The following is a 14,494-nucleotide window of genomic DNA, read 5'->3' on the forward strand; positions in this document are numbered from 1 at the left end:
ATTTTATCTTTAAGTTTACCAGACTATTCAACATATAAAACAAGCCCTTTTAAATATTCACTTTCCGGATGATAAATATTTACCGGATGATCAACGGGTTGAGTGAGTTGATGTAAAATGCGCACCTTTCGCCCCGAAATGGCTGCTGCCGAAAAAACAGCTTCTCTAAACCTGTCTTTCGAAACCACCTGCGAACATGAAAATGTAAATAAAATGCCTCCGCTCCTGATTTGTTCAAAAGCACGGGTATTTATTCTTTTGTATCCCTGAAGCGCCTGGTGTAAAGAATTCCGATGTTTCGCAAATGCAGGTGGATCAAGAATAATTAAATCATATTTATTTTGAATATCTTTTAAATATTCAAAAGCATCAGCGGCAAAAGCATCATGACGTGAATCTTCTGGGAAATTTAATTCCACATTCTCTTTTGTCAGGTCGATTGCCTTCGCTGAGGCATCAACCGAATGAACCAGTTTTGCTCCACCTTTCATGGCATAAAATGAAAAACCACCGGTATAACAAAACATGTTTAAAACCTCACGACCTTCTGCATATTTCTGAACCAACAGCCGATTCTCCCGCTGATCAATAAAAAATCCTGTTTTTTGCCCGGCTTCCCAGTCAACTTTAAATTTCAGCCCGTATTCCAGAACTTCGGTTTCGTTGCTTTCGCCAAAGAGAAAACCATCTTCAGATTCTATTTCAGCTTTAAATGGCAATGTTTTGGCGCTCTTATTATAAACTGCTTTTAAATGGTCACCCAAAACGTCCTTCATTACCTTAACCAACTCTTCACGAATAAAATACATTCCTATAGAATGCATTTGCATCACAGCTGTTCCATTGTAATAGTCAACTATTAATCCGGGCATTCCATCACCTTCAGCATGTATCAGACGAAAAACATTGGTTTCGGAGTGCTCAACAAACCCCATTTTTTTTCTGAGTTCCCAGGCACTTTCTATTTTACTTTTCCAAAAATCGTAATTGGGTTCTATTTCGGTGAACGAAATAATCCGAACAGCAATGGATCCAATCTGGTAATGTCCAATTCCCAAAAACTCATCTTTGTTGGAATAAACAGACACCAAATCGCCTTCATTCAAATTTCCGTATATTTTTTTTATGGCTCCCGAAAACACCCAGGGGTGAAAACGCTTTAATGATTGATCTTTTCCTGATTTCAGGACAATTCTCGTCTTTTCCGCCATACAATTAATTGTTTGAAAAATTCTCAAATATCTCCAAAGCCGTCCAGGCATCGGTTGCCGCATAAATCTCCTGCGCTTCGGTTAAAACATCTGCTTCCCAATTTGAAAGCTGTTGCGATTTTGAAATCCGAAACCCCAGAGCAATGGCAGCCAGTTTTTTGAGACTAAAATTCTGGATTCCCAATTCTTTGGCATAATCCTGTAATTCGATAAACCCACCAGGTTTAAAATAATAAAGGCTTTGCAGCCCTTTAATATCGTCGCGAATAGCAACGCCTGGTTTTATAATACCCGGATTTGCAAGAATATCAATGATTTCTTTGGGTAATCCTATTTTATTTAAACGAAAAAGAAAAGCTTGTTTTTTTGTAGAGAGTTGAAGAAGAGCAACTTTATTCACCACACCTTTTTTAAATGACGGCCTTGTTTCGGTATCAAAACCAATAACCGATTGCCCGGCTAAAACAGTTGCGGCATAATTTATTTTTTCTACATCGTCAACCAATAAAATATTACCTTCAAACCATTTTAAAGGCAAATCTGTCATTTCTTCTTTTGAAATACTTTCTTTAAACATATTATTCATCCTCGTCGGTTCCGGTTCCCCAAAATTCGTCAAGCCATTTCGGATTGCCGCTTCCCGGTTTTATTTTTTCTTTATCATCCGCCTCGTCAAAATCAACGTCTCCGTAAACCAGCTGATGAACCGCACGCAAAACATTCACAAGATTTTGTCCCCAATATTCCTCAAAACTATAACTACACTGAAATAATGCATCATTCATCACTTCGTCATTTCCCATGCTGTAAGCCATCAGAAAATCTTTTAACGATTGATAAATATCCATTAAATTTTCAGCAATACTGGCAGTCATCGTTTCCTGTCCGAATTGAATCGACGGATCAAAAACTTCATAAAAACTATCGTGTTCGCCCAATGCCTGTAACCATTTCTGGTGAAGGACATTATAATCCAACTCACTTACATATTTCTCCAATTCATCATCCAGCACACGTTCTGTTTTGGGGAGCATAGTGGTTTTCAGATATAAAAGTGGTAATATTTTCTGAACTTTCTGCAAATTCGCCATCACCGGAAATTTGTTAACCGCCTCAATTGCTCTGCAAAATTCATTCGCAACAGTAACAAATTCAATCACAGTTTTTGAATAAACCAATTCGTGTATTTTATCCTCCATTTTTTTTATCTCGAAAACCGATGCAAAAGTATAAAAAAGATTTTATGAATATACCACAAAGAAAATAGCTGCAACAACACTTAAGGAACACTTTAATTTTCAGTCCATTCAAGTTTATTATCAATTCTGAAAACAATTTTATTGTTATCAAGAAGCCATTTTACGGTTTGACGCATTTTTTCCTGATTACCGCTAAGTTGCAATAACAGATTCTCATAGGAACAGGGTTCCTCAATTATTTTTTTTATTTTTTTTGAAATCTCTTCAAATTCGATATTACTTATCTCGAGCATTTCAACCGATTTGCAGACATCGCAGTGTCCGCAACGAATGGAATCCTGTTCACCAAAGTATCCAAGCAAAAGCTGGCTGCGGCATTTTGTTGTGCTGGTTGCGTAATGAATTACTGCGTTTACCCGGTTTAGAAAATCCTTTTTACGTAAATCGTAATTTTCTTTCGAAATCTTCAGACGCTCAAGCTTTATTCTTTCCCGGTTAAAATAAATAAACGGTGTTTGGCTTCTGGGAATGTAATCGATTATTTTTGATTTCCGCAAATGTTTAAGATAATTATATACTTTCTCACGGTCGAGTCCTGCGCGTTTGGCAAGAAGTTCTTCGTCGATGGCAACGTATCCTGAAAACAGCCCTGTGTACGACCGAAGGATTAGTTTTATAAACCCATCAAAACCCGCATTCGCCACCTGGAATTTATACAAATCATCGCGCGAAACCATAAAATAAACCCGCGAGGGATTATCTACTTCTTCTGTGTATTCAAGATAGCCCTCACGTTGTAAAATCCTGAGGCTGTTGTACACCATAGCCTGCTGATATTTGAAGGCCTGCGCAAAGCTTTGAAGACTAAATTCAAACACCTGAGATTTTCCGTAACCTTCCGCAATTTGAAGAAAGTTACAAAGCGAGTGGTAAATCTTTTTTATATTTTCAATTTCAGGGAAAGCGACAGTAACGTGTTTTTTTAGTTTGGTTGTATCCGCATTATTAAACAGCAAAACTGCAGCTGCCTTTTTTCCGTCGCGACCTGCCCTTCCTGCTTCCTGGTAATATGCTTCCAGCGAATCCGGGGCATCCCAATGCATTACAAAACGTACATTTGCCTTGTCTATACCCATCCCAAATGCATTGGTCGCCACAATTACCCTTGTTTTTCCCTCAATCCATAAATCCTGCTTGTAACTTCTCACCTGGTTACTTAATCCGGCATGATAAAAATCAGCCGAAATCTTATGCTTTCTTAGTTCATCTGAAATTTCGCGGGTAGCTTTTCTACTGCGTACATAAATTACTCCTGAGCCTGAAACTTTCCGCAATGTATCCAGAAGGTAACCAGCCTTATTCTCTACGCTTCGAACAAGATAATTCAGGTTCTCGCGACGAAACGACATTTGTAAAAGATTCTTCTCCTTAAAGCCAAGTTTATCCTGGATGTCTTCTGCAACTTTAGGCGTGGCTGTAGCTGTTAAAGCCAAAAATTTAACATCAGGTAAAACTTCACGCAATTTTATTATTTGCAGGTAGCTTGGGCGGAAATCATACCCCCATTGTGAGATACAATGTGCTTCATCGATGGTAATTAAATTAACATCCATCTGTTTCAGTCGTTCCAAAAAACGTTCTGAACTCAGCCTCTCAGGCGATACATATAAAAACTTATAGTCGCCCCAAACCGCATTATCAAGAGATATTTTAATTTCAAGTGACGACATTCCACTGTGGATTGCGAGGGCTTTTATTCCCCTGCGATTCAGATTTTCCACTTGATCTTTCATTAAAGCAATCAGCGGCGTAACAACAAGACAAATTCCTTTTGTTGAAAGTGAATATACCTGAAAGGTAATGGATTTTCCTCCACCTGTTGGCATTAAACCCAGCGTATCTTTTCCATTGGCTACTGATTCAATAATCTCAAGCTGCAACGGACGAAACCGCGAATACCCCCAGTGACGTAATAATATCTGCCTGAAATCTTCCATTAATACAAATTAAGAAATCATTTTAAGGTTTAACAATTTTTATTGTTCAAAATGGTTTCAACAAAAAAATTATTCCTTAGTAGTACGCTAATTTTTTGTAGTTTTGCGCATTATTTAAATCATAAAAAACAGTTGAACATGTCGTTTCTGTCGGAAAAAGTTGTTTTTGAAGGATTAACATTTGATGATGTCTTGTTACTGCCTTCATATTCAGAAGTATTACCACGCGAAGTAGATCTGTCTTCCAAGTTCACGAGGTCGATAACCATTAATACCCCTATTGTTACAGCAGCAATGGATACGGTTACTGAAAATAAAATGGCGATTGCAATCGCACGTGAAGGCGGAATTGGTGTTATCCATAAAAATATGGGAATTGAGGAGCAGGCTCACCAGGTTACAACCGTAAAACGTGCCGAAAACGGGATGATTTATGATCCGATTACTATAACACCGGAAAAGAAAGTAAGCGACGCGCTTGACTTTATGGCAAAATATAAAATTGGAGGAATCCCGGTAGTCGATAATAACGGCTATCTGGTTGGTATTGTTACCAACCGCGATTTGCGCTTTGAAAAAAATATGAACCGGAAAATTTCTGAAGTAATGACCAAAGAAAATCTGGTCTCTACAAGTGTATCAACCGACCTTGAAAAAGCGGCTGAAATTCTTCAGAAATATAAAATTGAAAAATTGCCGGTGGTTGACAAAAACAATAAACTAATCGGACTGGTAACCTATAAAGATATCACCAAAGCAAAAGATAAGCCGCTGGCGTGTAAGGACGAAAAAGGTCGTTTGCGTGTCGCTGCCGGAATTGGAATTGCAGCAGACACCATCGAGCGTGTGGATGAGTTGGTAAAAGCGCAGGTTGATGCATTGGTTATCGATACTGCACACGGCCATTCAATAGCGGTAATCGAAATGCTGAAGAAAATAAAAGCAAAATATCCCGAAAAAGATGTGGTTGCCGGAAATATCGGAACCGCTGAAGCCGCGATTGCCCTGGTGAATGCTGGTGCCGATGCCGTAAAAGTTGGTATTGGACCCGGCTCAATTTGCACAACAAGAGTGATTGCAGGTGTGGGGATTCCCCAGCTTTCTGCTATTTACAGTGTCGCAAAAGCAATAAAAGGTTCAGGAGTTCCGATTATTGGCGATGGCGGAATTCGCTATTCAGGTGATATTGTAAAAGGTCTGGCGGCAGGCGCGAATTCAATAATGGCAGGCGGACTGTTTGCCGGTGTTGAGGAGTCGCCCGGTGAAACGATTTTATACCAGGGAAGAAAATTTAAATCGTACCGTGGAATGGGATCAATTGAAGCCATGCAAAAAGGTTCAAAAGATCGCTACTTCCAGGATGTTGAAGAAGACATAAAAAAACTTGTTCCCGAAGGAATTGCTGCACGTGTCCCATACAAAGGGTCACTTTACGAGGTGCTTTACCAACTTATTGGGGGCTTGCGTGCAGGTATGGGATATTGCGGTGCTAACAACATCGAAAAATTACAGGATGCCAAGTTTACACGTATTTCTGCAGCCGGTGTACAGGAAAGCCACCCGCACGACGTAAGTATAACAAGGGAAGCACCAAATTATAGTAGCCGCCAATAGATTTACTGAGTGATTGTATGTGGTTAACATTTTTTAGAAAAATAAAATATACGATTTAGCCTGAAATGTTGTTTTAACAACTAAATAGTTTGAAATGGTTAAAACATTAAGTTCATTATTCATTTTATGTTTTTCGTTTATTGTGGTTTGGGGACAAAAGAACGAAACCCTTCTCACCATTGATACAACAAAAATAAGTCTTGATGAATTTGAACGTATTTATAAAAAAAATAACAGCAATTTATACAGCGATAATGATAAAAAGTCTCCTAAAGAGTATTTAGAGCTTTTTATCAATTTTAAATTAAAAGTTATTGAGGCACAGAACCTGAAAATGGATACCAGTTCTGCCTTTATAAATGAGCTTTCCACTTACAGGAAAGAACTTGCAGAACCCTATTTAACCGATATTAATTTTGAACAGGAACTGGACAGAAAAATGTATGACCGCATGTTACAGGAAGTGAATGCGAGTCATATCCTTTTTATGTTAGACAAAAATGCTTCTCCCGAAAAAGAAAAAGAAGTATTACAAAAGGCACTAAAAGTACGTCAGGAAATTCTTGACGGAAAAGATTTTAATGAAGCTTCTGTTGAATATTCAGAAGATCCGTCGGCTAAAACAAATAAGGGAAACCTGGGGTATTTTTCTGCTTTTACAATGGTAGCACCTTTTGAAGATGCCGCATATACCACTCCGGTTGGCCAGGTATCAGAACCTGTTCGTAGTTCTTTTGGTTATCACCTGATAAAAGTTCACGAAAAGAGAAAAAACAGGGGGGAAATAAAGGTTGCCCATATTATGAAAATGTTCCCTCGATCGGGACTAACCGAATCGGTGAAAAAACATTTAAAATCTGAAATAGATTCCATTTATAATCTTCTTGAAAGTGGTGGTAACTTTTCTGAGCTTGCGAAAAAGCTTTCCGATGATAAACGTTCCGGCCAACAAGGAGGTGAAATGCCTTGGTTTTCAGCAGGAAGAATGCTTCCGGCTTTTTCAAATCCAGCTTTTGCAATACAAAATATTGGCGACTACACCAAACCGGTTGAGACTCCATACGGATTTCATATTATAAAAAAAATGGATGAAAAACCAGTTGCCTCGTTTGAAGAACTTCAGCCTGAAATTGAGGCACGTATAAAAAAAGATCCGCTTCGGAGCACCTCAAGTAAAAAGGCCTTTGTTGAAAAATTGAAAAAAGAATACGGGTATCAGGAAAATTTTGGCCCGGTTCGCTCATTGAAAACAGGAACCAAACCGGAAAATACATCCATGGTTTTGTTTACCATCGATGACCGGGAGTTTACTTTTGAATTACTCGACGATTATCTGGCAGAAAAAAATATCAAAAACAGCACATACGGTGATTATATGGAAGAATGGACCGAATATGAAATTACCAAACTGGAAAATTCTAAACTCGAAGAAAAATACCCCGAGTTCAGGTATTTAATGAAAGAATATCACGATGGTATTTTACTGTTTAATATTTCTGAAAAAAAAATATGGAATTTTGCCGCAAAAGATACAGCCGGACTTGAAAAATATTACAGCGACAACCAAAAAAAATATTCGTGGGAGGAACGTTTTAAGGGGTACATTATCCTGTGTAACGACAAATTCACAAGGGAAGAAGCTGACAAATATTTTGCCGCCGGAATGACGGACGAAGAAATTTCCGATTTGATAAATGCAGAGGAGAAAAGGATTACAATAACCAAAGGGGCCTGGGAAAAAGGAAACAATCCGGTGGTGGATTATTATGTATGGAATGGAGCTGAACCACAAGACTTTAATACAGAGACAACTTTTATACGTGGTGACAAAATTCCACCCGAACCTAAAAACATGGATGAAGCCAGAGGATTATATATCTCAGATTATCAAGATTATCTGGAAGAAGAGTGGATAAAGAGTCTAAAAAAGAAGTACAAAATAAAGGTGAACAAAAAACTATTGAAAAAAATACAAGGTGTCTGATTTTATTAAAAGATATGGGCTTATAATACTTGTCGGCTTATTCATTTTTAGTTGCAATGAGAAGGGAGACAAAGGGAAGAGTGTCGTTGCCGAAGTAGGTGATAAAAAACTTTATCAAAATGATATCTCGTCGGTTGTTCCTACCGGAATTGAAAAAGAGGACAGTACTGTAATGGCTGACGATTATATCCGAAAATGGGTAAAAAAAGAATTGCTGATTCAGAAAGCTGAAGAAAATCTGAACCAGGAACAAAAAAGCCTGAACAAAGAAATAGAAGATTACCGAAACTCATTAATAATATACAAATACAAAAATGAGTTAATAAAACAGCGGATGGACACGCTGGTTACTGATATGCAGATTGAAGAATACTACGATAACCATCAGGACAATTTCAATCTAAGTCAGAACATTGTAAAAGCAATTTTTATCAAAGTCCCTGCAGAGTTTGCAAATCAGGATCAAATAAAACTACTTTGCAGTAACACTGCTGTTGAAGGATTGAATGAACTAAGAGAATACTGTTTGCAGTATGCCAAAGGTTTTGATATTTTTACGGATAACTGGGTTGATTTTGAAGCAGTACTGAAGAATATTCCCCATGATATTACCGACCCCGGAGAATTTCTTAAACGAAACACCTTGTTTGAATTGACAGATGAAGATTATTATTATCTTGTCAGCATTCTGGATTATAAACTGAGAAACGAAATTGCACCTGTTGATTTTGTATATGAAAATATAAAAAACCTGATTTTGAATCGCAGAAAGATTGATTTTCTGAAACAAATGGAAGAAAACGTGTATACGGAGGGAATACGTAATAATAAATTTAAAATACATAAAGAAAACAGATGAAACTAAAGAATATGATAAAATTTTGGATTGTCCTGATGATCATGGGGATAACAGGCTCCGCATTGGCACAGGATAAAATAGTTGACCAAATAGTTGCAATCGTTGGCGGAAATATAATTTTGAAGTCAGACGTGGAGTATATGAACATCCAGCAACAAGCTTCCGGTGTCACATCAGAAGGAGATATGAAGTGTGAAATTTTGGAAGATCTGCTTATCGATAAATTACTGGTTGCTGAAGCAGAACTGGATACTTTAATTGAAGTAACACCCAGCCAGGTGAACCAGCAAATGGATGCACAAATACAAATGTATATTTCGCGTATCGGGTCGGAAAAAGCAGTGGAGGAATATTTTAAGAAACCAATTGCAATCATCAAATCAGATATGCAGGAAGGAATCCGTAATCAGTTGTTGAGTTCACAGATGCAAAACAAAATCGTTCAGGATGTAACTGTTACGCCCTCCGAAGTAAGATATAATTACAGAAATTTGAAACAGGATGAGATTCCATCCATTCCAACAAAATATGAATATGCTCAAATTACCTTAAAACCTCAGATTTCAGTTGAAGAAGAGAACCGGGTAAAAGCGCAGCTTCGGGATTATAAAAGAAGAATTGAGGAAGGAACCAGTTTCACGATGCTGGCAGCAATGTACTCCGAAGAACCCGGAGCCAGCAGAAGTGGTGGTGAAATTCCCTATTACGGACGTGGTGAACTTGACCCTTCATATGCAGCAGCAGCGTTTAATTTAAAACAAGACAGGGTTTCAAATGTCGTGGAAAGTGAGTTTGGATACCACATTATCCAGCTTATTGATAAGCGTGGAGAAAAAGTAAAAACACGCCATATTTTAATGAAACCAAAACCGTCGGTTGAAGCAAAGGAACAAGCCTACGTAAGACTTGACAGTTTAGCAAATATTCTCAGAAGAGGCGAAATTCCCTTTGATGAAGCCGCAATGATGTTTTCCAACGACAAAAATACCCGCAACAGCGGAGGGGTTGCCATAAACCCAAATACAATGTCATCAAAGTTTTCGGTTGAAGAATTAGACAGTGACGTAAGTAAGCTGTTAACAACCATGAATATTAATGAAATTTCAAAGCCTTTTGAAACAATAGATCCGGATACTCAACAACCTGTCTACAAAATAATCAAATTGCTGGATAAAGTTGAAGAGCACAAAGCAAATATTCAGGACGATTATAAACAGCTGGCCGATATGTATTTGGCCAAAAAGAAAGAAGGAGTTCTTCAGGAATGGATCTCCGAACGTCAGTCGGAAACTTATATACGGATTGACGATACTTATGCCAACTGTAATTTTAGATTCAATAACTGGATAAAATAATTTGTGAAAAGCCGCAAAACAATCTGAAAAAAGAAAACAGATGGATTTTAAAAATGATGTTCAAGCATTGGATGCACTCCAGAAAAAATTTCATGAACTTAAAACTGAAATATCACGCGCTATATATGGTCAGGATGAAGTAGTAACCCAGGTGTTGGTTACTCTTTTTAGCCGCGGGCATGTATTGCTTATTGGTGTTCCGGGACTGGCAAAAACACTTCTTGTGACCAGTATCGCAACAATTTTGGGACTAAAATACAACCGCATCCAGTTTACTCCTGATTTAATGCCATCTGACATTATCGGAACTGAAATTCTTGATAAAGAACGTCAGTTTAAATTTATTCAGGGGCCACTTTTTGCCAATATTATTTTGGCCGACGAAATAAACAGGACTCCTCCTAAAACGCAGTCAGCTCTCTTGGAAGCCATGCAGGAAAGAGCGGTTACTGCTGCAGGGCAAAGATTTGAACTGGAAAAACCTTTCTTCGTTTTGGCTACTCAAAACCCGATTGAACAGGAAGGAACATACCCACTTCCGGAGGCTCAGCTCGACAGGTTTATGTTTTCGGTGTGGCTCGATTATCCTAAATTTGATGATGAAATTACAATTGTAAAAAACACTACTTCAAATTTAAATGTGGAACTAAAACCGGTGATCTCAGGTAACGAAATAATTTATTTCCAGGAATTGATACGCAAAGTTCCGATTAACGACAACGTTTTAAAATACGCCGTTAACCTGGCTGCAAAAACAAGACCCGGAAATGATTTATCAGCTGCTGTTTCAAACCAATATCTGAAATGGGGAGCTGGTCCCCGTGCTTCGCAATATTTGGTGCTTGGCGCAAAAACAAATGCGGCTTTACATGGAAAATATTCACCTGACATTGAAGATGTAAAAGCTGTTGCACCTTCAATATTGCGGCACAGGATTATTAAAAACTACAAAGCTGAAGCTGAGAATATTTCAGTTGAGGAAATCATTTCAAAATTGCTTTAATGTGTCTTCAAACTTTAGCATTGATTTGAAATACATTGCTTTAAAATATAAACTGATTGTTCTTTTTTTACTCTTTGTTTTAGTTACAAATGCACAGGAAAAGAAGGAAATCCAGATTTTAAATACTGAATACGGAGAATCAGTTGAAAACAAAAAGAATGCACAGCGTTTGGTCGGAAACGTAGAGATTCAACACAAAGACATTTTTATGTGGTGCGACACTGCATATACTTATTCCGGGACAAACCGGGTTGATGCATTTGGCCATGTTCACATTAACCAGGGTGACACCTTACACCTTTATGCCCGGAAAATATTTTATGACGGCGACATCAGCTTTGCTCAAGCGGTTGATTCAGTGAAATTTGTGAACAAAACAACAACTTTATATTCCGACACACTTGATTATGATTTAGAAACCAATATTGGGTATTACGACGATTACGGAAAAATTATTGACAGCACAAATGTTTTAACCAGCCTGATTGGAAAATATTTTGTTGATGAAGATATTGTTCATTTTTATCAGGATGTAGAAGGATACAGCGACGATTACACGCTGGCAGGCGATACCTTGTATTATAATACAGTTAATGGCCGAATTACCATAGTTGGGCCAACCACTATTAGAGACTCGGCAAATACCTTGTATGCAGAGGCTGGGTGGTATGACACAAATACTGGCGAAGCAGAACTACAGAAGAACCCGATCGTTTCGAATAAGAAACAGATGTTAAAAGCGGATTACATTGAATATAACGACGAAAATGGCGATGGGAAAGCAAAAGGAACTGTTCATATTGAAGATTTTGAAAACCAAATTATTGTGACAGGTACAAAAGCGGATTACAACGAAACAATTGAAATTGCCACTGTTACCGACTCGGCTATTTTTATGATGTATTCCGATAACGATACTTTGTTTATGCATGCCGATACATTAAGGACTGTTCCGGATACAATTGAAGGAGAAAAAATTGTTAAGGCCTTTTACGGTGTCCGTTTTTACAGAACAGATATACAAGGAATTTGTGACTCTCTGGTTTATTACAGCAGAGATTCGCTGGTGCAAATGCACAACAATCCGGTAATCTGGTCAGAAATTCATCAGTTAAGTGCAGACATGATTGAAATGCAACAAAAGCAGAATGCTCCTGACGAACTGCATCTTACAAATAACAGTTTTATCATCTCAAAGCAGGATTCCAATCGGTATGACCAAATCAAAGGTAAAAATATGACGGGTTTTGTTATTAACAATGAACTGGATAACATTATTGTGGATGGGAATGGACAAACCCTTTATTATGCAAGAGAAAAAGAAGACGAAATAATCGGATTAAACCGGGCAGAAAGCAGTAATATTGCGATTAAATTCAGAGAAGGAAAAATTTTTAAAATAGTTTTTCTGACACAACCGGAGGGCCGGTTAAAACCTACTGATCAACTTGATGAAGGAGAAAGACGTCTGAGCGGATTTGACTGGAAAATAAATTTGCGTCCACTCAACCGTCACGATATTTTCCAACGTGAGATTCCCAAAAATGAAGAGGAGACAAAAAACCTTGCTGAAGAAGAAGGTCAAAGCCCTAACTGACCTCCGGGATTCATAATATTATTCGGATCAAAATGTTTTTTTAAAGCATATAGAACGTTCATTTGGTTTCTGCCAAGATGTTTTTCCATTAAAAAACCGGTCATCTTCCCCACCCCGTGATGATGTGACAAAGTTCCGCCACTTTTTACAATTGTTTCGATAATTCCCTTTTGAAAATTTTTGTATGCTTGTAAATCATTTTCCTTCAAAATAAAAATAAAATACAGGTTGGTTCCTTGCGGGTAAAAGTGTGATGCATGTGACAAACATATCGTTTTTGGCCGTGCTTTGATAAATTGCCTCACTTTTTGATGAACATCAAACAAATTATCCCATTTTATACTGGTTTCCAGCGTATCAATCAGAATGCCAAAATCCATTAAATCTTCTTTCAAATAGGGATCTTTATAACGTCCCGGCTCCCATTTTTTTGCCGGAAACGAAGTCAGGTACATCCCGCCGGTTTTGCGAGCTATTTTTTTTACCTGTCGTTTTACATTTTTTGTAAAACTTCGGGAGCCATCAGAGGTAGCGATAAACAGACATCTTTCTTTGGGTTTAAACCCTCGAAACGACATCAGTTTGTCAAAAACAGTTCCCTCAATTCCATACAATTTTAACCCGTGATGCGTCTCTTCAGCATCGGAAATCCTAAAAACAGCCGGCATTCCAAATTCACCCTGGCTAATTTCGCGACTGGCCTCCACGGCCGAATTCCAATCTTTAAAAATAAAACCAAAATATTTTCGATTCTCAGGCATGTATCTAAAAATTTTCCAGGTAACTTCAACCACTACTCCAAAAATTCCTTCACTTCCTTTTATCAAATCTAAAATTTTGGGTCCGGTTGCAGTAGCCGGAAAATCAAGTGTTCTTATTGTTCCTGCAGGCGTAACCATCTCAACAGCCAAGACCAAATCTGCTGCATCACCATAATACGATGATTGCTGACCACTGCCCAGGGTGACTATCCAACCACCTACACTCGAATATTCAAAAGACTGAGGAAAATGCCCACAGGTAAAACGATACTGCGATTGAAACTCTTCTTTAGCGTTGTTAAGCGCATTTTCAAGTTGCGGCCCCAAAATTCCGGCATCAACCCGAACCGTTTGGTTGGTTTCGTTTAGTTCAATAATTTTATTCATGTGTGTTGACAAAACCAAAGTTACCCCTCCGCCAGCAGGATATAAACCAAAATTTACCGACGTGCCGCCACCATAAACTACAATGGGAATTTTCTCTTTATTGCAATATTTCACGATTTCCTCAACCTCACTTTTATTTCGCGGATGAACAACAAAATCGCAAATCTTACCCACCATTTTCCGGCGTAGTTTCATGTGCTCTTCCAACGTTTGCCCGGTTGAATATTTTAATCTTTCATATTCATCAGCCGAAACATTCTCTTTTCCTGAAATATTTTGAAAAATACTTATCTGTTCATCTGAAAGTTGAGATGGAATTTTTAAATCGACAATTTCATCTCCGGTGCTTTCCTTTTCTTTAAAATCAGCGGCCGATAACTCAAAGGTATTCTTCAACTCTTCAACCAGCCTTTTATTAGGATGTTTAAAACCTTCCGGGTCGCCATATTTAAAGATTGAACGAAACGAATTTGCCCTGGGCGCGGTTTTTCTCCAATTGGGTTCAAATGTATTTTTATTTGCCATTT

11 protein-coding genes are annotated in these 14,494 nt (G+C 38.0%); 6 read left to right on the plus strand and 5 right to left on the minus strand.

The genetic code is table 11. The features are described from left to right. Window positions 1–23 precede the first annotated feature (23 nt). The 4 genes from GM418_RS27755 to GM418_RS27770 all read right to left on the minus strand — a co-directional run bounded on the left by GM418_RS27755 (window position 24) and on the right by GM418_RS27770 (window position 4,407). On the minus strand, window positions 24–1,211 hold the full coding sequence (locus tag GM418_RS27755; protein WP_158871073.1) for a class I SAM-dependent rRNA methyltransferase: 1,188 nt from the start codon (window positions 1,209–1,211) through the stop codon (window positions 24–26). Between the two features lie 4 nt (window positions 1,212–1,215). Beyond that, window positions 1,216–1,797 (minus strand): 3'-5' exonuclease, encoded by a 582-nt coding sequence (locus tag GM418_RS27760; RefSeq protein WP_158871075.1) that lies wholly within the window; start codon window positions 1,795–1,797, stop codon window positions 1,216–1,218. Further along, complete coding sequence (locus GM418_RS27765) at window positions 1,790–2,410, minus strand: DUF5063 domain-containing protein (protein ID WP_158871077.1); 621 nt, start codon at window positions 2,408–2,410, stop codon at window positions 1,790–1,792. The genes GM418_RS27760 and GM418_RS27765 overlap by 8 nt, the downstream gene beginning before the upstream one ends. 92 nt (window positions 2,411–2,502) lie before the next feature. Then, window positions 2,503–4,407 carry a RecQ family ATP-dependent DNA helicase gene (locus GM418_RS27770; RefSeq protein WP_158871079.1) on the minus strand — a complete coding sequence of 635 codons (1,905 nt, stop codon included), beginning with the start codon at window positions 4,405–4,407 and terminating at the stop codon, window positions 2,503–2,505. Between the two features lie 138 nt (window positions 4,408–4,545). Here GM418_RS27770 and guaB point away from each other — a divergent pair, with 138 nt between their 5' ends. The 6 genes from guaB (at window position 4,546) to GM418_RS27800 (ending at window position 12,819) form a co-directional block, all read left to right on the plus strand. Continuing rightward, a complete protein-coding gene (guaB, locus tag GM418_RS27775; protein ID WP_158871081.1) occupies window positions 4,546–6,021 on the plus strand; it encodes an IMP dehydrogenase in 1,476 nt (491 codons plus the stop codon). Window positions 6,022–6,115: 94 nt separating this feature from the next. Then, window positions 6,116–8,005: a peptidylprolyl isomerase gene (locus GM418_RS27780; protein ID WP_158871083.1), complete on the plus strand. Its 1,890-nt coding sequence runs from the start codon at window positions 6,116–6,118 to the stop codon at window positions 8,003–8,005. Continuing rightward, window positions 7,998–8,864 (plus strand): hypothetical protein, encoded by an 867-nt coding sequence (locus tag GM418_RS27785; protein WP_158871085.1) that lies wholly within the window; start codon window positions 7,998–8,000, stop codon window positions 8,862–8,864. The genes GM418_RS27780 and GM418_RS27785 overlap by 8 nt, the downstream gene beginning before the upstream one ends. Further along, window positions 8,861–10,219 carry a peptidylprolyl isomerase gene (locus GM418_RS27790; protein WP_158871087.1) on the plus strand — a complete coding sequence of 453 codons (1,359 nt, stop codon included), beginning with the start codon at window positions 8,861–8,863 and terminating at the stop codon, window positions 10,217–10,219. The genes GM418_RS27785 and GM418_RS27790 overlap by 4 nt, the downstream gene beginning before the upstream one ends. Before the next feature lie 40 nt (window positions 10,220–10,259). After that, window positions 10,260–11,222, plus strand: a complete 963-nt coding sequence (locus GM418_RS27795; protein WP_158871089.1) for an AAA family ATPase — start codon at window positions 10,260–10,262, stop codon at window positions 11,220–11,222. A 1-nt stretch (window position 11,223) separates the two neighbouring features. After that, entirely contained in the window at window positions 11,224–12,819 is a 1,596-nt protein-coding gene (locus tag GM418_RS27800; protein ID WP_158871091.1) for an OstA-like protein, read from the plus strand. Here the strand turns inward: GM418_RS27800 and GM418_RS27805 are convergent. Continuing rightward, window positions 12,804–14,492, minus strand: coding sequence for an FAD-binding oxidoreductase (locus GM418_RS27805; protein ID WP_158871093.1), 1,689 nt, complete (start codon window positions 14,490–14,492; stop codon window positions 12,804–12,806). The two genes, GM418_RS27800 and GM418_RS27805, sit on opposite strands and share 16 nt — an antisense overlap. Window positions 14,493–14,494 lie beyond the last annotated feature (2 nt).

This window comes from Maribellus comscasis (assembly GCF_009762775.1).
Taxonomy (GTDB): domain Bacteria; phylum Bacteroidota; class Bacteroidia; order Bacteroidales; family Prolixibacteraceae; genus Draconibacterium; species Draconibacterium comscasis.